General features: G+C 39.0%; 21 protein-coding genes. 14 read left to right on the top strand and 7 right to left on the bottom strand.

Annotated elements, in window-relative coordinates; translation table 11 throughout:
• Nucleotides 1-76 precede the first annotated feature (76 nt).
• From B9T25_RS05380 to B9T25_RS05330, 11 genes are all read left to right on the top strand, one after another.
• Nucleotides 77-1,459 carry a Do family serine endopeptidase gene (locus B9T25_RS05380; protein ID WP_086187450.1) on the top strand — a complete coding sequence of 461 codons (1,383 nt, stop codon included), beginning with the start codon at nt 77-79 and terminating at the stop codon, nt 1,457-1,459.
• A 153-nt stretch (nt 1,460-1,612) separates the two neighbouring features.
• On the top strand, nt 1,613-2,071 hold the full coding sequence (locus B9T25_RS05375) for an acyl-CoA thioesterase (protein ID WP_086187449.1): 459 nt from the start codon (nt 1,613-1,615) through the stop codon (nt 2,069-2,071).
• A 250-nt stretch (nt 2,072-2,321) separates the two neighbouring features.
• Nucleotides 2,322-4,139: a translation elongation factor 4 gene (lepA, locus tag B9T25_RS05370; protein ID WP_086187448.1), complete on the top strand. Its 1,818-nt coding sequence runs from the start codon at nt 2,322-2,324 to the stop codon at nt 4,137-4,139.
• Nucleotides 4,140-4,160: 21 nt separating this feature from the next.
• Nucleotides 4,161-4,988, top strand: coding sequence for a signal peptidase I (gene lepB / locus B9T25_RS05365; protein WP_086187447.1), 828 nt, complete (start codon nt 4,161-4,163; stop codon nt 4,986-4,988).
• Between the two features lie 21 nt (nt 4,989-5,009).
• On the top strand, nt 5,010-5,384 hold the full coding sequence (locus tag B9T25_RS05360; RefSeq protein ID WP_086187446.1) for a DUF4845 domain-containing protein: 375 nt from the start codon (nt 5,010-5,012) through the stop codon (nt 5,382-5,384).
• Nucleotides 5,356-6,048, top strand: a complete 693-nt coding sequence (gene rnc / locus B9T25_RS05355) for a ribonuclease III (RefSeq protein WP_086187445.1) — start codon at nt 5,356-5,358, stop codon at nt 6,046-6,048. The genes B9T25_RS05360 and rnc overlap by 29 nt, the downstream gene beginning before the upstream one ends.
• A 5-nt stretch (nt 6,049-6,053) precedes the next feature.
• Entirely contained in the window at nt 6,054-7,082 is a 1,029-nt protein-coding gene (era, locus tag B9T25_RS05350) for a GTPase Era (protein WP_086187444.1), read from the top strand.
• A 32-nt stretch (nt 7,083-7,114) separates the two neighbouring features.
• Nucleotides 7,115-7,312 (top strand): NF038104 family lipoprotein, encoded by a 198-nt coding sequence (locus tag B9T25_RS05345; protein WP_086187443.1) that lies wholly within the window; start codon nt 7,115-7,117, stop codon nt 7,310-7,312.
• A gap of 12 nt (nt 7,313-7,324) precedes the next feature.
• On the top strand, nt 7,325-8,035 hold the full coding sequence (gene recO / locus B9T25_RS05340) for a DNA repair protein RecO (protein WP_086187442.1): 711 nt from the start codon (nt 7,325-7,327) through the stop codon (nt 8,033-8,035).
• Between the two features lie 31 nt (nt 8,036-8,066).
• The gene (gene pdxJ, locus B9T25_RS05335; RefSeq protein WP_086187441.1) at nt 8,067-8,792 is read left to right on the top strand and encodes a pyridoxine 5'-phosphate synthase; all 726 of its coding nucleotides are present in this window, start codon (nt 8,067-8,069) and stop codon (nt 8,790-8,792) included.
• Nucleotides 8,793-8,804: 12 nt separating this feature from the next.
• The gene (locus B9T25_RS05330; RefSeq protein ID WP_086187440.1) at nt 8,805-9,458 is read left to right on the top strand and encodes a tRNA-(ms[2]io[6]A)-hydroxylase; all 654 of its coding nucleotides are present in this window, start codon (nt 8,805-8,807) and stop codon (nt 9,456-9,458) included.
• Nucleotides 9,459-9,599: 141 nt separating this feature from the next.
• On the opposite strand, the gene lipA is transcribed toward B9T25_RS05330, so the two are convergent.
• Entirely contained in the window at nt 9,600-10,613 is a 1,014-nt protein-coding gene (lipA, locus tag B9T25_RS05325) for a lipoyl synthase (RefSeq protein ID WP_086187439.1), read from the bottom strand.
• 207 nt (nt 10,614-10,820) lie between these two features.
• Between lipA and sthA the strand changes: the two genes are divergently transcribed.
• Nucleotides 10,821-12,236 (top strand): Si-specific NAD(P)(+) transhydrogenase, encoded by a 1,416-nt coding sequence (sthA, locus tag B9T25_RS05320; RefSeq protein WP_086187438.1) that lies wholly within the window; start codon nt 10,821-10,823, stop codon nt 12,234-12,236.
• A 190-nt stretch (nt 12,237-12,426) separates the two neighbouring features.
• Here sthA and B9T25_RS05315 read toward each other — a convergent pair whose 3' ends face one another.
• From B9T25_RS05315 to B9T25_RS05305, 4 genes are all read right to left on the bottom strand, one after another.
• Nucleotides 12,427-13,383, bottom strand: a complete 957-nt coding sequence (locus B9T25_RS05315) for a TauD/TfdA dioxygenase family protein (protein WP_086187437.1) — start codon at nt 13,381-13,383, stop codon at nt 12,427-12,429.
• 229 nt (nt 13,384-13,612) lie between these two features.
• Nucleotides 13,613-13,747 (bottom strand): hypothetical protein, encoded by a 135-nt coding sequence (locus B9T25_RS14770; protein ID WP_265733488.1) that lies wholly within the window; start codon nt 13,745-13,747, stop codon nt 13,613-13,615.
• Nucleotides 13,740-14,954: an MFS transporter gene (locus B9T25_RS05310; protein ID WP_086187436.1), complete on the bottom strand. Its 1,215-nt coding sequence runs from the start codon at nt 14,952-14,954 to the stop codon at nt 13,740-13,742. The genes B9T25_RS14770 and B9T25_RS05310 overlap by 8 nt, the downstream gene beginning before the upstream one ends.
• A 154-nt stretch (nt 14,955-15,108) precedes the next feature.
• Nucleotides 15,109-16,191, bottom strand: a complete 1,083-nt coding sequence (locus B9T25_RS05305) for an OmpW/AlkL family protein (RefSeq protein ID WP_086187435.1) — start codon at nt 16,189-16,191, stop codon at nt 15,109-15,111.
• A 395-nt stretch (nt 16,192-16,586) separates the two neighbouring features.
• Between B9T25_RS05305 and B9T25_RS05300 the strand changes: the two genes are divergently transcribed.
• On the top strand, nt 16,587-16,766 hold the full coding sequence (locus B9T25_RS05300) for a hypothetical protein (RefSeq protein WP_086187434.1): 180 nt from the start codon (nt 16,587-16,589) through the stop codon (nt 16,764-16,766).
• A gap of 75 nt (nt 16,767-16,841) precedes the next feature.
• Here B9T25_RS05300 and B9T25_RS05295 read toward each other — a convergent pair whose 3' ends face one another.
• Nucleotides 16,842-18,290: a sensor domain-containing diguanylate cyclase gene (locus tag B9T25_RS05295; RefSeq protein WP_086187433.1), complete on the bottom strand. Its 1,449-nt coding sequence runs from the start codon at nt 18,288-18,290 to the stop codon at nt 16,842-16,844.
• 185 nt (nt 18,291-18,475) lie between these two features.
• Nucleotides 18,476-19,264, bottom strand: coding sequence for a hypothetical protein (locus B9T25_RS05290; RefSeq protein WP_086187432.1), 789 nt, complete (start codon nt 19,262-19,264; stop codon nt 18,476-18,478).
• A 309-nt stretch (nt 19,265-19,573) separates the two neighbouring features.
• Here B9T25_RS05290 and uvrB point away from each other — a divergent pair, with 309 nt between their 5' ends.
• Nucleotides 19,574-21,598, top strand: coding sequence for an excinuclease ABC subunit UvrB (gene uvrB, locus B9T25_RS05285; protein ID WP_086187431.1), 2,025 nt, complete (start codon nt 19,574-19,576; stop codon nt 21,596-21,598).
• Nucleotides 21,599-21,707 lie beyond the last annotated feature (109 nt).

The following is a 21,707-nucleotide window of genomic DNA, read 5'->3' as shown; positions in this document are numbered from 1 at the left end:
TATTACTTAAGGTAAACAATTTTTATGCTAAAAACTGTTTACGGATATTAATAACGCAATGGAGCGAATGCTTTACATGAAAAATCGCTATGTACAAAAAGGCATATACGCGGCTGTTTTTACGATGGCAGCGGTGCAAATACAAGCAGCTTCTTCAGTCGACTTTTCTAATTTGGTTGAACAAGTCAGTCCAGCAGTGGTCAGCGTAAATGTCGTTAAAAAGATGACACAGCAAGAATTATTGCAGCAGCAAGTTCCTGAAATTCTGCGCCGTTTTTTTGGTAATCAAGTGGTTATTCCACAGCCACAAGCACCACAAGAAAAAACATCTTATGGCAGTGCATTCTTTATTAGTAAGGATGGTTATTTATTAACCAATCACCATGTGGTAGAAGATGCGTCAAAAGTCACCATTATGTTAAATGATCGCCGTGAAATTGATGCGACAGTGGTTGGCAGTGATGAGCGTACAGATGTTGCACTTCTGAAAGTAAAGGGTTCAAATTTTCCTGAATTACGTACTGGCAATGTTGACCGTCTGCGAGTAGGAGAACCTGTACTGGCTATTGGTTCGCCTTTTGGTTTTGATTATTCAGCGTCTGCAGGGATTGTCAGTGCTAAAATGCGGAACATGATGGGTGAAACCTCCGTACCGTTTATTCAAACCGATGTTGCTTTGAATCCGGGAAGTTCAGGGGGACCATTGTTTAACCAAAATGGTGAAGTGGTTGGGGTCAACTCACGAATCTTTAGTGGGACTGGCGGATATATGGGCTTGTCTTTTTCTATTCCGATTGATGTAGCGATGGATGTAGCAGATCAATTGAAGAAAAATGGTAAGGTAACGCGTTCATATTTAGGTGTGATGCTACAAGATATCGACCGTAACCTTGCTGAATCTTATAAATTACCCAAACCAGAAGGTTCATTGATTACACAAGTGATACCAAATTCACCTGCAGCTAAGGCCGGTTTTAAATCAGGTGATGTGATCTTAAAATATAATGGTTCAGCCATTTCAAGAACATCGGATTTATTGAATTATTTAAACCGAACTTTACCGAATCAAGTCATTCAGTTACAGGTTTTACGTGATGATAAAATGCAAAATATCTCCGCGACCTTAACGACGGCTCCCGATGATACTCCTGCAAAAGTAGAACAAACAGCGCAACAAAAAGGGCCTGTATTAGGGATCACGATTCGTAATTTAACCGCCAATGAGCAATCACAGTTGGATGTTAAGGGCGGGATTTTGGTACAGGAAGTGAAGTCGGGAGGGGTTGCTGCACAATCACGTATGGTTGCAGGGGATATCATTACTCAAATTAATAATAAAGCCATTCTCAATAGTGACGATTTTATTAAATCTGTTTCTGAGCTAAAGAAAGGTTCGATTGCACGTGTTTCGATTATTCGTCAAGATCAACGCGCAATTTTGGGCATGCGTATTGAATAACATCATGTGTGTTTTGATTTAGAATTGATGCAATTTAAAACCACTCTGAAAATGAGTGGTTTTTTTATATTTTGCAATTTTACTCTAACTCAAAATTACGTAGACTATTTGACCTTGGGCGAAATTTTCCAAAGAGTAAGGGCGTAAAAGTATATGAGTACAGTTTTTGATTTAGAAATGACCGTTCAAGTAGAGCATATTGATAGTTTGGGGCATGTCAATAATGTTGTATATATACAGTGGATGCAGGAAGTCGCCACTGCACATATTGACTCTTTGGGTTTGGGGCTCAAAGAATATCTTGAATTGAAGCATGCGATGGTGGCGGTGGAGCATCATGTGCAATATCGTAAAGCTGCGTTTAAAGGCGAAAAAATTATTTTAAGAACATGGTTTGATGATATCAATGCATTGTATTCATCCCGCCAATATGTTTTCTATCGCCCACAAGATCAGGCTATTTTATTTTCAGGAAATACCAAATGGGCTTGCGTTGAAATTGCAACAGGTCGAGCAAAAAGAATGTCACCGACTTTTACCCAAGCGTATCAACCTCTTGCTAAGGATGTTAATCCCTTAGATTTTACCCAGATTGATTTGAAGAGTGAGTAGCTAACTCTATTTGAGTTAAATCAAAAAGCTCGGACTCAATTAATGTCATGTGATTCATCGATTCATATCGCGATGGAGGAATTCGTAGGACACTTTTGTAGAAGAATGGGACTATTTTTAAAAGCTCTATGTATTTTTGACTATCTACTGCTTATACTGTGTAACATCTTCGGAATATCCTTTTTTGCACGTCATAAATACTGTGTTCATTCATGAGTATGTGATTGTGTGTTTTGATTTAGAGTAGTTTATGGCAGTTGCTAAAAAGTCAGTTAATATCAATAATATACGAAATTTTTCGATTATTGCGCATATCGATCATGGTAAATCGACGCTTGCCGATCGGTTTATTCAAACCTGTGGTGGTCTGCAAGCGCGTGAAATGCAAGCTCAAGTTCTTGATTCTATGGATATTGAACGTGAGCGTGGCATTACCATTAAAGCCGCTTCAGTTACGCTTTATTATACCCACCCAAATGGTGAAGAGTATCAACTGAACTTTATTGATACTCCGGGACACGTTGACTTCTCTTATGAAGTTTCGCGTTCATTGGCTGCGTGTGAAGGTGCATTACTTGTTGTAGATGCTGCACAGGGTGTAGAAGCACAATCGGTTGCTAACTGCTATACCGCGCTTGAACAAGGGCTGGAAGTTCTTCCTGTCTTGAACAAAATTGATTTACCTCAAGCTGAACCAGAACGTGTTATTCAAGAGATTGAAGATATTATCGGGATTGAAGCAACAGAAGCACCAACCTGTTCTGCAAAAACAGGCTTGGGTGTTGAGGGTGTTTTAGAAACTCTAGTTAATGTGATTCCACCACCTGTGGGCGATCGTGATGCTCCTTTACAAGCTTTGATTGTTGATTCTTGGTTCGATAACTATTTAGGCGTTGTGTCCTTAGTTCGTATCAAGCATGGTCGTATCCGTAAGGGCGACAAAATGTTGGTGAAATCAACAGGTCAAACCCATATTGTAACTTCAGTGGGTATTTTTAACCCGAAACATACTGAAACCGGTATGTTGGAAGCGGGAGAAGTTGGCTTTGTGATTGCAGGTATTAAAGACATTTTTGGTGCACCAGTCGGTGATACCATTACGTTGTCAACTACGCCTGATGTTGCTATTTTGCCAGGTTTTAAAAAGGTTAAACCACAGGTTTATGCGGGTCTTTTCCCGATTGATGCCAGTGACTTTGAGCCATTCCGTGAAGCATTACATAAGCTACAAATTAATGACTCTGCTTTATTCTTTGAACCAGAAAGTTCTGATGCTTTAGGTTTCGGTTTCCGCTGTGGCTTCTTAGGTATGCTACACATGGAAATCGTACAAGAACGTTTAGAGCGTGAGTATGATTTAGACCTGATCAGTTCTGCACCAACGGTAATTTATGAATCGTTGATGAAAAATGGTGAAACGATTTATATCGACAGCCCGTCAAAAATGCCTGATGGTTCAATGGTTGAAGATTTGCGTGAGCCAATCGCAGAATGTCATATCTTAGTTCCTCAAGAATATTTGGGTAACGTAATGACTTTGTGTGTTGAGCGTCGCGGTGTTCAAAAAGAGATGAAGTTCTTGGGTAAACAAGTATCGTTGACCTTTGAAATTCCCTTAGCTGAAGTTGTGATGGACTTTTTTGACCGTTTAAAATCATGTTCACGTGGTTTTGCATCACTCGATTATAGCTTTGTACGTTTTGAAAGTTCGTCATTGGTAAAAGTCGATGTTCTAATCAATGGTGAAAAAGTAGATGCTTTGGCTATGATTTGTCATCGTAATGATGCACGTCACCGTGGTATTGCACTGGTGGAAAAAATGAAAGAGTTGATTCCACGTCAAATGTTTGATGTTGCTATTCAGGCTGCTATTGGCGCACAAATTATTGCGCGCTCTACAGTCAAAGCAATGCGTAAAAACGTATTGGCGAAGTGTTATGGTGGTGACGTTTCACGTAAGAAGAAACTGCTGTCTAAACAAAAAGAAGGTAAGAAACGCATGAAGCAAGTGGGTAGTGTTGAAATCCCACAAGAAGCGTTCTTGGCTGTATTGAAAGTAGAAAGATAATCAGGTTGAGGATATAAGCCCATGGATTTTGATTTTAATTTGATCCTTGTACCAGCGACATTAATTTTCTTCTTGGTGTGGTTGTTGGATAAGTTTGTTTTTAAGCAAAGACAAACTCTAGGCAAGGGTAATGAAAATTTCATTATCACATGGGCTTATGATTTTTGGCCAGTGTTGGCCGTCGTGCTGATTTTACGTTCATTTTTATATGAACCTTTTAACATCCCATCCGATTCTATGGTGCCAACCTTAGAAACAGGTGATTTTATTTTGGTGAATAAATACCAATATGGTGTGCGTTTGCCGATCATTAATAAAAAAGTGATTGATGTAGCTGAGCCAGAACGTGGTGATGTGATGGTATTCCGTTATCCACCACAACCGACCATTAGTTATATTAAGCGTGTAGTCGGTTTGCCAGGTGATCATATTGTTTATGATCATGGTCAACTGACCATTAATGGCCAGAAAGTTGCAAAAGTTCCTGTTGAATTGAGTCGTGAAAAAGATATTTTAGATACGCCAACAGCGATTTATCATAAAGAAACACTGGGTAAGCATACCTTTACGATGCGTGAGCTTGAAGATGTGAATGTTGCACGCCAAGCACCATTTATCAATTATGTTGAAAATGGTAAATACTCGGCTGAAAATGGTTTATATTGGGAAGTCAAAGTTCCAAAAGGTCATTACTTTGCGATGGGGGATAATCGAGATCAAAGTGCTGATAGTCGTTTTTGGGGCTTTGTACCAGAAGAAAACTTAACAGGTCGTGCATTCTATATTTGGATGCATAAAGAGCCTGGTTTTAAATTACCGTCATTTGGTCGTAACGGTAAAATTGATTGAGCAGAATTGGAAAAATAACAAATGCGTAAAGATCAACAAGGTGCATCATATATTGGGATTTTAATTGCAATTATTGGTTTTGCTTTTTTAGTAAAAATTGCGATTGCTGTTTGGGGACCCTATTGGGATGATCGAGTGGTAGATGGTCAGATTGCAGAGTTGCTGAAAAATAGCCCTGCCAATACAGATCCTTCAAAGTTTGTCAGTCAGATGAGTCAACGTTTCGATATGAATGGGATACGCGATCTGAAATTCGATGAGATTGCGCAAGTGACCAATGTTGAAGGTCTGCAAGTTAAAAAAGATTATGAGATAAGAAAGCCTTTCTTACTCAATATAGATTTAGTGTTAAAGTTCGAGAAAAATTTTGATCAAAGGTCAGTCCAAACTAAGTGATATGCACTTAGTCAGCCGTATCGGTTATCAGTTCAAACAACCTGAATTATTGCAGCTTGCACTGACACATCGATCGGTTAGTCATAAATCTAACTATGAACGCCTAGAATTTCTAGGCGATTCGTTGTTGGGGATGATCATTGCCCATTATTTGTATCAAGCCTACCCTCATGAAAATGAAGGACGTTTAACGCGTATGCGCGCGACATTGGTACGTCAAGAAGCATTAGGCAAAATTGCAAACGATTTGAAACTTGGCCCATGTTTGATCTTAAGCACAGGTGAGTTGAAATCGGGTGGCCATCATCGAGAATCTATTCTTGCTGATACTGTAGAAGCGATTATTGGTGCAATTTATGTCGATTGTGATGATTTAAAAGTCTTACAAGCGATTGTACTAAAATGGTATGTACCATATTTAGACCATATTGAGCCTACAGACCAACTCAAAGATCCTAAATCACGCTTACAAGAATATTTACAAGCACGTAAAAAGCCACTTCCTGTTTACGATGTTGTGGATATTCAAGGTGATGCTCCCAATCAGCATTTCAAAGTGGAATGTATTATTGATGGCTTACCTGTATTGTATGGTGAAGGATCAAGCCGTCGCTTTGCTGAGCAAGCAGTAGCGGCAGATATTTTAAAACAATTGGAGAAGTAGCCTAAATGACTACACATTCTGATCACAATGATGCTGATCACGAGCCGAAAAGCAACGGCAATGACCTAATTAATGATTTTTTTAGTTCACAAGGTACAATAATTCCTACAGATTTTAAAAGTGGATTTGTTGCGATTGTTGGACGACCAAACGTTGGTAAATCAACGTTGATGAATCATATTTTGGGTCAAAAACTTTCGATTACTTCACGTAAACCGCAAACCACACGTCATAAAATCGTGGGTATTGATACACGTGAAAAATCTCAGGCGGTATTTGTTGATACGCCAGGGATGCACAAAAAAGAAGTCCGTGCCATCAATAAAATGATGAACCGTGCCGCAAGTTCGGCATTGCGTGATGTAAATTTGGTTTTATTTGTTATTGATGCACAAAAGTGGACACAAAACGATGAGCTCGTTTTGGAAAAACTAAAGAATGCTGAAATGCCTGTTATTTTGGTGATCAATAAAATTGATACCTTTGAAAATAAAAACAGTACATTACCTTTGATTCAAGAACGTGCTAAGTTAATGAACTTTGCAGAAATTGTTCCAGTTTCTGCTCTTCGTGGTGCGAATCTCGATCATTTACGTGACACCATTGAACAGTATTTGCCATTCCAGCCACCTTTATATGCGCTAGATCAAATTACCGACCGTTCAGAGCGTTTCCTTGCTTCTGAAGTGATTCGTGAGAAAATCATGCGTCAATTGGGTGAAGAATTACCGTATGATTTAACCGTGCAAATTGAGTCGTTCAAGACTGAAGAAGCCACTGTAAATGAAAAAACAGGTCGTCCAAAACCAGCATGTACTTATATCGATGCGACTATTTTTGTGGATCGTCAAGGTCAAAAGGCCATTGTGATTGGTGAAAAAGGCGCGAAGTTGAAAAAAATTGGTATGGATGCCCGTGCTGATATGGAAAAAATGTTTGAACAAAAGATCATGCTGACACTTTGGGTTAAAGTGAAAGGCGGTTGGTCTGATGACGAACGTGCATTGAAAAGTTTAGGTTATAGCGATATCTAAATTTTATTTGGTAACTTTTTATAGGAATAGTAATGATGAAAGTATTGGCGGTTATAGCGTGTGTTTTATTCCTGCAAGGCTGTATTCATAAACTTGTTACTGTTCCTGTAAAAGTTGCTTATAAAACCACGAAGGGGGTGGTGAAAGGCACTGCTGCTGTCGTTGGTGCAGTCATTCCAGATGGTGATGATGAAGACGAAGATACGGACTCTAAAAAGAAAAAAGATTAGATTTTATTATTTATGCGCAATGAAATATTGCATGGCTATTTAATTCATCACCGTAAATATCGGGAACGAAGTCATATTGTGCATTTGTTTACTCAAGAGCATGGGCGTGTCGATGGTATTTTAAGACAAACTCCACCGCCACAATATCAACCGATTTGTTTGCAGGCGTCAGGTAAATCGGATCTTAAAAACATTACCAAACTTGAAATTGTTAATCAGCCAGTTTTTTTCTTTGGTGATGCGTTCTTTTCTGGATTTTATTTGAATGAAGTTGTTCTTCGTTTATGTCCAGCCGAAGTGGAAATGCCGCAGACTTTTGTGCTCTATCATCAAACTTTACAACAACTACAATTGCTGGCGCAGCAGGAAAATCCTCAGCTTTTTCTTAGACAAATTTTACGTCAGTTTGAACATGCGCTTTTAGAAGATTTAGGTTACGCACTCGATTTTACGATTGATGCTCAGCAACACGATATTCAAGCAACACAACATTATCTATTTCAGCTCAATGATGGTTTTCTTCCGACAGCGCTGCAATCACGTGCAACTTTAACAGGAGAGCAAATTCTCTCAATGCGTGATTATGAAAAGGGTAGGGATTTTAATCGAGAGCAGTTACAATTGTTGGCTCAACTGTATCGGCAGATGATCACCTCTCTTTTGGGCGATCGACCGCTTAAAAGCCGTCAATTGTGGATTCAAAATACTCAATCCCAATCTTAATCTCAATTTTAATCATCGTTAGGTAACTGTTATGGCTGCATTGCTTGGTGTAAATATTGACCATGTGGCGACATTGCGACAAGCGCGCGGAACCACTTATCCAGATCCAGTGAATGCTGCATTGATGTGTGAACAAGCAGGCGCAGAAGGAATTACCTTACATTTACGTGAAGACCGTCGTCATATTCAAGATGATGATGTCCGTCGTATGCGTCCGTTATTGAAAACACATATGAATTTGGAAATGGCAGTGACCGCTGAAATGGTTGAATTTGCCAAAGAAATTAAGCCGCAACATGTTTGCTTGGTTCCAGAAAAACGCCAAGAAGTAACCACTGAAGGTGGTTTGGATGTCTTGGGACACTTTGAAGAAGTCAAAGCAGCGACACAAGCCTTGACGGCAATTGGTTGTGATGTGTCTTTGTTTATTGATGCCGATATTGCACAAATTGATGCAGCGATTGCCTGCGGTGCACCAACGATTGAATTGCATACAGGCGCTTATGCCGATGCAATAACCGCTGAAGCACAGCAACATGAACTTGAGCGTATTGTTCAAGGCGCAGAATATGCGGCAGCCAAAGGTTTAGTCGTAAATGCAGGACACGGTTTGAACCTTGAAAATATCACACCTATTGCACAAATTCCGCAAATTCATGAACTCAATATTGGTCATTCTATTATTGCCGATGCTGTATTTGTGGGTTTAGCACAAGCTGTTCAACAAATGAAAGCTGTCATTAAATCAGCAAGATAAGTTTTTAGTATTATGTCGATAACAAATTTTGATGAACTCATGAAGCCAGTCATTGGTTTCTTGGGTTGTGAAACACCTCAAGCATGGTTGGGTGAAGCGCTAAATAACTTAGAGTTACTCATGCAGGATCATGCCAATTGTGAAAAAAAAGCCGCAGGTACAGCCATGAACCTGATGTTTCGCTACACGTTTTTTACAGATTTACAGATTAAACTGGCACAGCTCGTGCGTGAAGAAATGTTGCACTATGAACAAGTGCTTGAATTGATGACCAAGCGTGGGCAGGAATGGCAATCGATTAGTGCAGGTCGTTATGCGGGTGGGTTGCGTAAAGAAGTCCGTACTTATGAGCCTGAAGCTTTAATTGATATTATGATTATTGGTGCTTTTGTAGAAGCGCGTTCATGTGAGCGTTTCTATGCGCTAGCACCGCTTGTAGATCAAGACTTAGGTAAATACTACCGCTACCTTCTTAAGTCTGAATCTCGTCACTTTGAAGATTATCTGGCATTGGCATTGGATGTGGCTCAAACGTCAAAGTTAAAAAATCCCAAAGAAGATATTCAGCAGCGTATTGCACACTTTCGTGAAGTTGAAAAAAATCTAATTTTAAGTCCAGATGATTTATTTCGCTTTCATAGTGGTGTGCCGAATCAAGCGGCTTAATCTATCGTTCATAAAAAATCCTCTATTTAACTAGGGGATTTTTTATGACCCTATATTTTTGAATATTTAAGAACAAAAATGCCAATCTAAATAGATTAGATTGGCATCGCTAGATCAGTTTAGTTTTTAATTTGCTGTAAATTAAGCTTCGATGGTTTGTACGGCAATTTTTTTCGCAGGATCGGCTTTGCGACGTACCGCTGGAACGGGTTCGCCATAATATTGACGATCAGCAAAGTAGCTTGAACGCACCATCGGTGCAGCCCAGATATTTCTGAAACCGAGTTTTTGACCGTGTGCGGTATAGCGTTCAAATTCTTCAGGCGTTACAAAACGGTCAAGCGGTGCATGCTGTTTAGACGGTTGTAAATACTGACCAATGGTGATGTAGTCAACATCGTGTGCACGAAGGTCATCAAGCAGTGCCAGCACTTCTTCTTCAGTTTCACCTAGACCAACCATCAAGCCACATTTTGTTGGGATATCAGGGCAGTATTCTTTAAACATTTTTAATAAGTTTAGAGAGTGCTGATAATCTGAACCTGGACGCATCGCCTTATACAAACGTGGCACAGTTTCAATATTATGGTTGAATACGTCTGGCGGACATTCGGTCATAATACGCAGCGCAATATCCATACGACCACGGAAATCTGGTACTAAAATTTCTAATAAGGTTGTTGGGCTAAGAGCACGTGCTTCTTGAATACAATCAACAAAATGTTGTGCACCACCATCAAGTAAATCATCACGGTCAACCGAAGTAATGACTGCGTATTTTAATTTAAGATTAGCGATGGTTTCCGCCATATGGCGCGGTTCATCAGCATCTAGCTTATTCGGGCGACCATGTGCAACGTCACAGAATGGGCAGCGACGTGTGCAGATATCACCCATGATCATGAAGGTTGCCGTACCACCACCGAAACATTCAGGTAAGTTTGGACAAGCTGCTTCTTCACAAACAGTATGTAATTTTTGTGCGCGTAAAGTGGTTTTAATTCGTTGAACTTCATCTGGAGCCGCCATTTTGACGCGAATCCAATCCGGTTTACGTGGCGTTTCAACCGTAGGTATAACTTTTACAGGTATACGAGCGACCTTTTCTGCGCCACGAAGCTTAACACCCTGTTCAGGTTTACGGTTTTCAGACATAGTCAACTTTTCCACTGTTTTAGACGGGGGAGATACTAAAAAAAGCTTTTTTATTATAGCGAATTTGAGTCTAAATAGGGCGAAAACGGTATTCATTTAATAAATGTGGTTATCATGCAATATATGCTAGGTAAATACACCAAATGAGCTGTGTTTAAGTCATAATATACAGAAGATTAGCGATAGAATTGATTAAAGGAGCGTTGAATGCCACGTAAAAAAGAGGTCGTTAGTGGAACTTTCGTTAAATACGATGCGGTAGTTCTCGGTTCAGGCCCTGCTGGTGAAGGCGCGGCAATGAAACTTGCTAAATCAGGCAAGCGTGTTGCAATTATTGATATGCGTGAGCAGTTAGGTGGTAACTGTACACACGTGGGTACCATTCCAAGTAAAGCATTGCGTCAAACAGTATCGAGCATTATTCGTTACCAACGTGATCCAATGTTCCAAAAAGTGGGCGACTGGAAACAGTTCACCATGAAGCAAGTATTACGTAATGCACATAAAGTGATTCAACAACAGGTTGATACACACTCGCGTTTTTATGACCGAAATAGAATTAATATTTATCATGGTCGTGCATATATCCAAGATAAAAATACAGTACTGATTTTTAGTGATGATGGGATTAAAGAAACCATTATTTTTAAACAGTTGGTGATTGCGACGGGTTCACGTCCATATCGTCCAGCTGTACTTGATTTTAATCATCCGCGAGTATTTGATTCGGACAAAATTTTGGACTTGGATTTTCCAATTCAAAAAATCATTATTTATGGTGCAGGTGTCATTGGTTGTGAATATGCATCAATCTTTATTGGACTCGATCATAAAGTAGATTTGATTAATACTCAGCCTAAATTACTAAGTTATCTTGATGATGAAATTTCAGATGCTTTGTCTTACCGTTTACGTGAGCAAGGGGTGTTGATTCGTCACAACGAACAAATTGACCACCTTGAAACATTTGATGATCATGTTGTCATGCATTTACAAAGCGGTAAGAAAATTAAAGCTGATGCCATTTTGTGGTGTAACGGTCGTTCGGGTAATACTGATGGTTTGGGGCTGGAAAATGTCGGTATTACGCCAAACAGCCGCGGTCAAATTACGGTGAATGATCAATACCAAACTGAAGTGGAAAATTTTTACGCTGCGGGTGATGTGATTGGTTGGCCATCGCTTGCTTCTGCTGCATATGACCAAGGTCGTTGCGCAGGTGCAAATATGAGTGGTGAAAAAGATGTTAAACCAGTAACAGATATTCCGACGGGTATTTATACCATTCCAGAAATTTCTTCTATTGGTAAAACTGAACAACAGTTGACTGAAGAAAAGATTCCTTATGAGGTTGGTCAAGCATCTTTCCGTCATTTGGCACGTGCACAAATTACCGGTGATACTGTCGGTGAATTGAAAATTTTATTCCATCGTGACACTTTAGAAATTTTAGGTGTGCATTGCTTTGGTAATAATGCTTCAGAGATTATTCACATTGGTCAGGCAGTGATGAATAGTGGTAACAATACGATTAAGTATTTTGTTGAAACGACGTTCAACTACCCAACCATGGCAGAAGCGTATCGTGTTGCAACTTTAAATGGTATGAACCGTTTGTTCTAAGTCTGATTTAAGTCTTAAATTAAAAGCCCGTAAGTGAATGCTTGCGGGGTTTTTTTTTATGAATCATAAAAATTGATTGATGTTCATGTGAAAGATTAATATTGACTTTGTTTGTCATTAGATAAGAACATATTGAAACGGTATTATTTTTATTTTCTAAGATGCCCATTCTGTAATGAAAGGAAAAGGCTTAGAAAGGTCGTCCACCAGCCAAACTAATGCGTTTGAGTAAACGACGCTGATCTGAAGGGAACGGTCGTCGTGAATGAAGTGTTACTTGGTTATCCCCAAATACAATATCACCTTGCTCCCATTGATGCTCATAACGGAATTCAGGTTTTAAAATATGTTCGCGTAATTGCGCAATCAAGTCGCTAGCTGCCTGATCTTCATAATTGACTAATTCTACTTCTGAACGTGTATTGAGCCAAAGTGCTTTACGTCCAGATTCAGGATGAGTGCGCACTAAGGGATGTGGGTAAGCATGTCCAATAATCGGTTGATCTTTAAAACGATAATAGGGCGTGTTGCCATAACCACCTGTACCTTTATTATTTTGGGCGCAAGCAAAAGGGTTGTAGGTAATCAGTTGTAATGGATCAATCTGTTTTTGAGTGTCCTTGTCTAAAGCATCATAAGCTTTAATGGTATTGAACCATGAGGTTTGTCCTCCATTTTCAGGAAGTTCTATAGCATAGAGTAATGAGCCAAAAGAGGGTTGAGGTGTCCATTGGTGATCTGCATGTGGTGAAAGTTCACCATGTCCAGTGTAATCTCCTTGACCAACCGCATTCGATACAGCAATCACATCGGGTGGGGTGCCTGTATCAGACTGTGTTGCCAGTACGGGATTATCTGCACTTGGGCGAAAAATAGAGCCAAAATAACTGGCAAAGGCTAAGTATTGAAAATCATCTAAGCTTTGCTTTTTAAAGATTAAGATTAAATGCTCAGTAAGAGCTTGTTTCAGTTGGTGAATCGTTTCACCTGCTTGGGCTTTACGTGCATCTAAACCGAAAACCACTGCACCTAATGCTTTATCATGGAGAGGAGTAATGGTGATTTCTTCTGGATTTTGAAATTGTTCTGTTTGATGCCAGCGAGGAGCATCGTGAATGGCTTGTGATAGTTGGGTCAGGCTGGTCATTTTTTTCTCAAGTTGTTTTACTGTGAAAAAGTTAATCAAAAATGACCCAAGCATAAAATAAAAATAATTGCTAAGCTTATGAAATAATAAATAAAATATCTAAATAAATGATTTTAAAACTTTTAATATAAACAGCAAAATAAAGTTATTTTTTGCTGTTTTAGCTGCTGTTTTAGCTGCTGTTTTAGCTGCTGTTTTAGCTGCTGTTTTAGCTGCTGTTTTTAAAGCATTAATGTGGGCAAAAAGCTTGATTGAAATAGACAAAGAGTTGCGGTGTTTTGAGCCACAATAGAATGGCTAAGCTGAGTAATCCAATTACCACTAGGGCAATGATGCTTTTAAAGCCTAAGAGCGAATCAGTCATGAATCACTGCCTCCTCATTGACAAAGAAGTGTACCAGTATACCCAGTAAACTTAATGCGATTGAAAATATCCAAACAGCATTATAGTTGCCTGTCATATCGTGATTGACACCACCTAACCAGCCACCAAAAAATGAACCGATTTGATGAGTGAAAAATACGAGACCACTGAGCATGGAGAGGTATTTCACGCCAAACATATTGGCAACAATACCATTGGTCAATGGTACGGTAGATAACCATAATAAGCCCATGATGACACCAAAGGCATAAACTGTCCACGCACTCAAAGGAAGGAGTAGAAAAGCGATGATGGCAATCCCACGTAAGCCATATAACCATATGAGTAGATGTGGCTTAGAGTATCTTCCCCCGAGCCAACCTGCACTATATGTCCCGACAATATTAAATAAACCGACCAATGCAAGGAAAATAGTACCTGTAGTTGCATTAAAACCATGATCGATTAAATAACCAGGTAAATGTATGCCAATGAAGACCACTTGGAAGCCACAAACCAAAAAGCCTAAGGCTAAAAACCAAAACGGCTTATGATTTTTGACAATAACCAATATCTGTTTAAAGCTTAAAGCAGGTTTGTTGATTTGAGTCGAGGTATGTGGAGCGACATACATGGGGGCTTTTAACATCCATGCCAATGGGATAATTAAGGCAATAAAAATTGAGCTGACCACCAAGGCCGCTGACCAGCCAATATTTTGTAAGAGCAGTAAGGTAGAAGGCAGCATAATAAATTGCCCAAAAGAGCCTGCTGCACTGGCAATCCCCATGGCAAGGCTACGTTTATCAGGATGGGCTGCTCGTCCAACGGCTGAAAGTAAAACAGGAAATGAAGTTGCAGATAGTGCTAAACCTAGAATTAAACCGACACTTAAATTTAGCATTAAGCCTGTAGAGCTAAAGGCCATTAGCAATAAGCCGATGCTATATAACGCACCGCCTACAGCAACGACAATTTTACTGCCATATTTGTCAGCAAATGCCCCTGTGATGGGTTGTACAGCACCCCAAACTAAGTTCTGCATTGCAATGGCAAGACTAAAGACATTATGTCCCCAGCCAAATTCATGGCTCATTGGAACCAGATATAAACCAAAGGCATGACGTACACCTAGTGATAATGCCAGAATAAGTGCACTTCCAATTAACATGTAAATAAGAGGTTTGGAAAAACGTGTGTCTGACATAATTCATCCATGATGCAAATCTGATGTCGCTATGGTATTAGATTATGAAGAGGGAAGCGATTAAATAAAATTTAAACAAACGATAAAATTAAGTTATGGAAAATTTATTCAAATATAAAAAGACGACATGAAGTCGTCTTTGGCTTGAAATAATTTAGAAGCGAATACCAACGCCTGCATAAACCAATAATGGATTAATTTCAATATCGGCTTGAGATCGAATTAATTCACCATGGGTCGCATCTGTGACGGTAATCGTAGTTTTATTTTTCATGTGAGCGTAGGATATTGAACCGACTGCAAACCACTTCTCATTAAAGTCATAGGTAAAACCGACGGTTGCTACGGGTGCAATAGTATCACTTGCTTCTAAATCAACCTTAGGATTAGCCTTACTTGGTTTACCTTCTAAAGAAGCACCTGCATTGCCTTCTTTAATATTCGCAATCATATGACCTGCCGCAATTAAATCTTGCTCTGTGCGAGGATTAATTTCCAGTTCATTGAAGTAAGCATACATGAGGCCTAAGCCCACATAAGGACGGAATTTATTGACACCCGTTTTACCAAAGTGATATTGGAATTCAAAGGCAGGTGTCCAAGCACGTGCTGAAGCGACTGGCCCATGTGCTTCTAAATCGGTAATAAAAATATCGTTCTGGAGATCAATATTGAGAAATTCTAAAGGTAGATTGCCAATTTGTGGTGTGGCTACCGCGGAAAAAGGGGCATAAATTTTTCCTTTCCCTTGCAAGTCTACTTTAGGAGGAATCCCTGCTTTCATTTCAAATGAAACATGATCAGTAAAAAAGTAATTGGTCATCATGCCCAGTGTCGTAATATCATCTGCTTCAAGTCCTGTTCCTTGTGCTTCCCAGCTCTCTAAACCACTAATTTTAGAAGAGCCACTGAGTCCTGCGGGTAAATTGCCACCAGTAAAAAATCCCAAAAATTTTAAAGCTGCTGCAAGTCCTGCTTGGTCAACATTTGGGTTTAGATTGTTTAATACCGTATCAACTTGAATATCACCATTTTTGGCAACTTCACCATTTTTAACCGCGGTATTAATTTGAAAGGGCTGGGCTTTGCCTTGGGGCATAACATGTAGCGCACCTATAGAAACCGAAAAGCGTTTAAAGCCATCACCATCTTTTAAACTAAAATAAGGGGAATCGGCATAGCTTATTGCAGGTAGGGCAGCAAGAGATGACATAATACAAAGTAACGACGTCTTCATTCAGGGACTCCATGTCCATTTTGTGTTTATAAGTTTTTTTCTTTGACAATGCGGATTGTATATTTGCATGGAAAATAAAATGTTACTAAAAATTATAAATCTAGTTGTGTTGATGTAAAAATAAGCGTTGATTTGTTTCAATATTATAGGAGCGGAATTTTTATTTATTATTTTATTTTTCAATACATTATTATTTTTAATGATGCTTATATGTCACATGTGGCTAAAGATTTCTATAATTTGAGCATGTTAAAGTTTGTCATATTTGATACTTGAAAAGTATTTTTGATAATTGAGGTAAAGTAATAGGAGCTGATGAAAAGTCTGTAAATCTGATCTCGCACTTGAAGGTATTTTTCCGTACAATATGACTCATAAATTATTGAGTGAATCATATGAGCACCCAAAATACTCCCAAGAAAAAACCATTGGTCAATTTGCCTTTTCCAATTAAAAAAGAAACTGAGCAAAATCTTGATGAAGTGTTAGATGACGTTCGTCCACGTCCACAGCGTTATGCTGATCGTACATGGATGCCACCACGTGGAACTAGACGTTCATTTGGCAAGCGTTAAGCTTTCAAAGAAAAAGCCATGGTGTGACCATGGCTTTTTCTTTGAGTGTTTTGATGGGACTTTAGTTTTAAAATATTATGAATTGTTTGTTCTGCGATTGTTGTTGAGATAATAATTTCTTTTTTCTTGATACATTATCATGTCGGCACGTTTTAGCATGTCTTCCATACGTTCCCCATCTTTGTTGGTTGCATAGCCAGTGGATAGGCTAAGAGGTTGGTGGGAATGAAATTGATTATCGACAAGTAACAGCTCTTGCAAACTTTGCAAACAATTTTGTAGTGCAGCTTCATCGGCGCCTGGTAACAGAACGACAAACTCATCTCCACCAATACGACATGCAGAATAAAGCGTTTGCTGAACCAGTTGGTTTAAGACATTGCCCATACGTTGTAATAAACCATCACCGACATCATGTCCTAAACTGTCATTGAGTTCCTTTAGCCCATTCATATCCATGAAAATGCAGGACACAGGGCGTAGCATATTGCGTTCTAAACGATTTATTTCCGTTGTATAAAAAGCACGGTTATAGAGTTTGGTCAGCACATCATGCTTACCTAAATATTCAAGATAATTTTCAGCCTTTTTCCGAGCGGTAATATCGGTGAGCGCAACTTGAACCATTCCCCAGTCATCCAGATAATCTGGAAATACGGTAAATTGCAGCAACACATGACGGATACTACCATCAAGTGCATAATTGACGGCTTCCCGATGATGATGAATATTGCCATTCCAAAGTTCAATTAATTGTTCTCGAAAGGTTTGAATCATTTCTTGAGCAAAAACTTTGTGTATATTTTTATATAAAACATCCTTGTTTGGAGCGCTAAATAGATTGAGTGTTGCTTGATTGACATCAATAATCACAATATCTTTAATGCATTCACTAATAAAGTCATTATGTACGTCTAAAAAAGTTTTAAAGTCTTCAATCCCTAAAGCACGGACTTGATCTAATTTTATTTTGATACGACTAAAATCTTCCACCCAGAGAGAGGTCGGTGAATACATAAAGCGTGCTTCTGCTAGATGGCGGCTTTGTTCTTCAAGACGGCAGGCTTTAGTGTAGGGTGTGATATCTTCAGTGGTAATCAATAACAGCGATAAATCATGTTCATGTTCTGGGAATACAATTCCTTTGAGCTGAATATCAAGACGTTCACCCGTCAGGGTGTAGTTCACCGCAGAGTTGGAAAAGTGAGTTTCACCATTCCACAAAGCCACCAGTTCCTTGATATGGCTTTTGGTCATGTCACCTTTAAAAATCAAATTAAGATTTTGGTATAAATGTTCAAAGTCTTTAGCTTGATAGAGTTCAAGTGTTTTGGAATTTACTTTTAATAATTTAATTTTTCTTGCACATTCAAGAATGCGAGATTCATCTTCTAGTAAAAAACTGAAAAGATCTTGGACACCCTGTTCACGCCAAAGATCAAATTGTTTTTTTATTTCGCTGTAGTCTTCAAGCCACATTGCAATGGGTGATAGTTCAAAAAAAGGCGAATCCACTATTTCCATTTCAGTCGCTCATCATTTTTATATCAATAATTTAGGAATGGAGTATAAAACGAAAAAAATGTTTTTTAAATAATGTGATAATTAAAATATTATTTTTAATTAATGTGGTTTTTATCACTTAATTTTAATTAACAATAAAAAGCCAATGTATAAATTGGCTGGTATTTATGGATATGTACCGCTATTTAGCGACTTTGCTTGCGTGCTTTATTTTCAGGTTTGGGTGCAGAAATTTCTCGGTCACCTTGCCAAACATCAATAAAATCTTTTTCATTAATATTGTAGAGTTCCAATAATGCTAGAACTACGCCACCAAATAGCATTGCACCTTCAGATTTATTTTGCCAATCGAAAATTTTACCGTTCAATGTATGCAAAATATCTGAAATTTCAAAAATTCGATCACGGCCATTACTGTCCGTTGGGTACATTTGAGTATGTAAAATAATTCTGGCGGCACTTTTTTCGCTTTCTGATAAATCGAGTTGATTGATCACCTCTTCATCAGCAGTTGAAAAAATTACGGCATCGGTAAATACAGTTCTTAAAAAATGGCGTGTTAGTTTTGGTAGTGCTCTTTCTACAAAAGGACGGAAGGAGCTTGGGAAAATGACATTATGTGAAATGCCTTTAAACATTGGTGCAATTTCTTCAGTTTTATAACCCGCAATGCCACAACCAATTGAGGTAATGAAATAGGTCGTTTTGGGGTGGTTTTTGGTATAAATCTTAAAATCGTCAATATAGTGTTGAATTTGCGACAATGGCATTTGTTGTAAATGTTCATTCATGGTGGGAATGGCATAGCTTTGACCTGACCAACCTCGACCCACACCTTGCATTGCTCCAAAGTGCTCTAGAGCCGTATGTGCTGCACCATCTGCATGGTTTCCTGCCATGTTGCTGCCAAAAACAAATACAGTGTCTTCTGGTAAGCTTTTTATAATATTTTCATCGTGATAGAGATATGACATAGGCGAATGCAATCGTGATGGGCTTTCATTCATGTTGCAATTGAAATGACAGATGGTCAAGTGAAAGATCAGCATTTTTAAAATTAGTATAAAGGATAATGTATTTAGGGCTGTATACATCTGAGTTTGCAATACAAGTAGAGTTATATTTTAATCTGATTGCATGCAAATTGTTAAATGCGAGATCAACCTGAATCCGTTCTCATGGCCTTGTTGAATGGGCAAAGTATAGAAATATAAGGGTACTGATGTTGCATGTAGATTTTTAGCCCTCATACTATGAAGGTTATGTCGTTGAAGATGGATACTATGCAGGATAGTCAGCAACCTTTTGAATTAGTGACCAGCTATCAACCCGCTGGGGATCAGCCACAAGCCATTGAAAAATTAGTCAGTGGGATTGAAAAAGGCTATCACGATCAGTTGCTATTAGGGGTAACGGGGTCGGGGAAAACCTATACTATGGCCAATGTGATTTCCCAATTACAACGTCCAACGATAGTCATGGCACATAATAAAACTTTAGCTGCACAGCTTTATGGCGAATTTAAATCTTTTTTTCCCAATAATGCGGTTGAATATTTCGTCAGCTATTACGATTACTATCAGCCTGAAGCGTATGTTCCATCGTCCGATACCTTTATTGAAAAAGATTCTGCAATTAATGATCATATTGATCAAATGCGTCTTTCAGCAACGCGTACTTTATTAGAACGTCGTGATGCCATTATTGTGGCGTCCGTTTCTGCTATTTATGGTTTGGGTGATCCCAATGCCTATATGAGTATGCTGTTGCATATCGTGCAGGGCGATCGAATTAGCCGTGACGACCTTATTCGTCGTTTGGTCGAGATGCAATATAGCCGTAATGAATTGGAATTCTTACGCGGTACTTATCGTATTCGTGGCGAAATCATTGATATTTTTCCTGCCGAATCTGATCAAAATGCCATTCGCATCGAACTCTTTGATGCCGAAGTTGATTCTATCCGCTGGTTTGATCCGCTCACGGGGAAATTAGTGCGTAAAGTGCCACGGGTGACGATTTATCCCAAAAGTCACTATGTCACACCGAAAGATAATTTACAGCGTGCGATTGGCACCATTCGTGATGAGCTTAAAGAGCGTTTGGCATTCTTTAAACAACACGACAAATTGCTTGAAGCGCAGCGTATTGAACAACGTACCCGTTACGATTTGGAAATGATGCAGCAGTTGGGATATACCAATGGTATTGAAAACTATTCACGTCATTTATCGGGTCGTCCATCGGGTGAAGCACCGCCGACCCTATTCGATTATCTTCCTGATGATGCTTTACTGATTATTGATGAATCGCATGTCACCGTTCCACAAATTGGCGCTATGTATAAAGGTGACCGTTCGCGTAAAGAAAATCTGGTCAATTATGGCTTTCGTCTACCCAGTGCTCTGGATAATCGTCCAATGCAATTTGAAGAATGGGAGCGAATTATTCCAACGACCATTTATGTCAGTGCAACGCCTGCAAAATATGAGTTGGAAAAATCTGAGCAAATTGCAGAGCAGGTGGTTCGTCCTACAGGTTTGATTGATCCTGAAATTGAAGTTCGTCCAGTATTAACGCAAGTCGATGATGTGCTTTCAGAAATCAATCTGCGTAAAGATTTAGATGAGCGTGTTTTAATTACCGTTTTGACCAAACGGATGGCGGAAGATTTAACTTCGTATTTAAAAGAGTATGGGGTAAAAATCGCTTATTTACACTCCGACATTGACACGGTTGAACGTGTCAAAATTATTCATGAATTACGTTCGGGGGTGCATGATGTTTTGGTGGGGATTAACTTGCTGCGTGAAGGTCTAGATATGCCAGAAGTATCGTTGGTGGCAATTCTAGATGCGGATAAAGAAGGCTTTTTACGTTCTGAGCGTTCACTCATTCAAACCATTGGTCGTGCAGCGCGTAATGTGAAAGGCAAAGCAATTCTTTATGCTGACCGAATAACAGATTCCATGCGAAAGGCGATTGATGAAACAGATCGTCGTCGTGCTAAACAAATCGAATTTAATCAGATCCATGGTATTACCCCACGCAGTACCAAACGTCAAAATAAAAAGGATATTGATACAGGCGAGGTACTTAATGATGATCAAATTGATGGCAAAATTTCTGATCAGGCACGTGCATTAAGCGCAGATGAACAACATATTTTAGCCGATCCAAAATTGTTAGCCAAACACATGTCTAAACTGGAAAAAGAGATGTTAAAAGCATCGAAAGAATTACAGTTTGAGCAGGCAGCACGACTGCGTGATGAAATTGTTCGTTTGAAAGCCCAGATGTTGACGTAGCTTGAGGTCATGATTCTATCTTCAAAATTTTATCTTCAAAAATCATTACATAACGCTACAGTGTGGCTGAAAAATACTCGTTATTTTAATGGATATTCATCATTAATAT

The organism is Acinetobacter sp. ANC 4470, from assembly GCF_002135335.1.
Lineage (GTDB): Bacteria > Pseudomonadota > Gammaproteobacteria > Pseudomonadales > Moraxellaceae > Acinetobacter.
Note: the sequence above shows the minus strand (reverse complement) of the source record. Positions and strands in the feature narration are given on the sequence as shown.

Bases quoted from the DNA above. Each gene is read 5' to 3' on its own strand.
- B9T25_RS14770 (WP_265733488.1), bottom strand. From the start codon at position 13,747: ATGACTGATTCGCTCTTAGGCTTTAAAAGCATCATTGCCCTAGTGGTA.
- B9T25_RS05305 (WP_086187435.1), bottom strand. From the start codon at position 16,191: ATGAAGACGTCGTTACTTTGTATTATGTCATCTCTTGCTGCCCTACCT.
- recO (WP_086187442.1), top strand. From the start codon at position 7,325: ATGCGCAATGAAATATTGCATGGCTATTTAATTCATCACCGTAAATAT.
- pdxJ (WP_086187441.1), top strand. From the start codon at position 8,067: ATGGCTGCATTGCTTGGTGTAAATATTGACCATGTGGCGACATTGCGA.
- B9T25_RS05380 (WP_086187450.1), top strand. From the start codon at position 77: ATGAAAAATCGCTATGTACAAAAAGGCATATACGCGGCTGTTTTTACG.
- B9T25_RS05290 (WP_086187432.1), bottom strand. From the start codon at position 19,264: ATGTCATATCTCTATCACGATGAAAATATTATAAAAAGCTTACCAGAA.
- lepB (WP_086187447.1), top strand. From the start codon at position 4,161: ATGGATTTTGATTTTAATTTGATCCTTGTACCAGCGACATTAATTTTC.
- B9T25_RS05360 (WP_086187446.1), top strand. From the start codon at position 5,010: ATGCGTAAAGATCAACAAGGTGCATCATATATTGGGATTTTAATTGCA.
- B9T25_RS05375 (WP_086187449.1), top strand. From the start codon at position 1,613: ATGAGTACAGTTTTTGATTTAGAAATGACCGTTCAAGTAGAGCATATT.
- uvrB (WP_086187431.1), top strand. From the start codon at position 19,574: ATGCAGGATAGTCAGCAACCTTTTGAATTAGTGACCAGCTATCAACCC.
- B9T25_RS05300 (WP_086187434.1), top strand. From the start codon at position 16,587: ATGAGCACCCAAAATACTCCCAAGAAAAAACCATTGGTCAATTTGCCT.
- B9T25_RS05310 (WP_086187436.1), bottom strand. From the start codon at position 14,954: ATGTCAGACACACGTTTTTCCAAACCTCTTATTTACATGTTAATTGGA.
- lepA (WP_086187448.1), top strand. From the start codon at position 2,322: ATGGCAGTTGCTAAAAAGTCAGTTAATATCAATAATATACGAAATTTT.
- era (WP_086187444.1), top strand. From the start codon at position 6,054: ATGACTACACATTCTGATCACAATGATGCTGATCACGAGCCGAAAAGC.
- B9T25_RS05295 (WP_086187433.1), bottom strand. From the start codon at position 18,290: ATGGAAATAGTGGATTCGCCTTTTTTTGAACTATCACCCATTGCAATG.
- B9T25_RS05315 (WP_086187437.1), bottom strand. From the start codon at position 13,383: ATGACCAGCCTGACCCAACTATCACAAGCCATTCACGATGCTCCTCGC.
- lipA (WP_086187439.1), bottom strand. From the start codon at position 10,613: ATGTCTGAAAACCGTAAACCTGAACAGGGTGTTAAGCTTCGTGGCGCA.
- B9T25_RS05330 (WP_086187440.1), top strand. From the start codon at position 8,805: ATGTCGATAACAAATTTTGATGAACTCATGAAGCCAGTCATTGGTTTC.
- B9T25_RS05345 (WP_086187443.1), top strand. From the start codon at position 7,115: ATGATGAAAGTATTGGCGGTTATAGCGTGTGTTTTATTCCTGCAAGGC.
- sthA (WP_086187438.1), top strand. From the start codon at position 10,821: ATGCCACGTAAAAAAGAGGTCGTTAGTGGAACTTTCGTTAAATACGAT.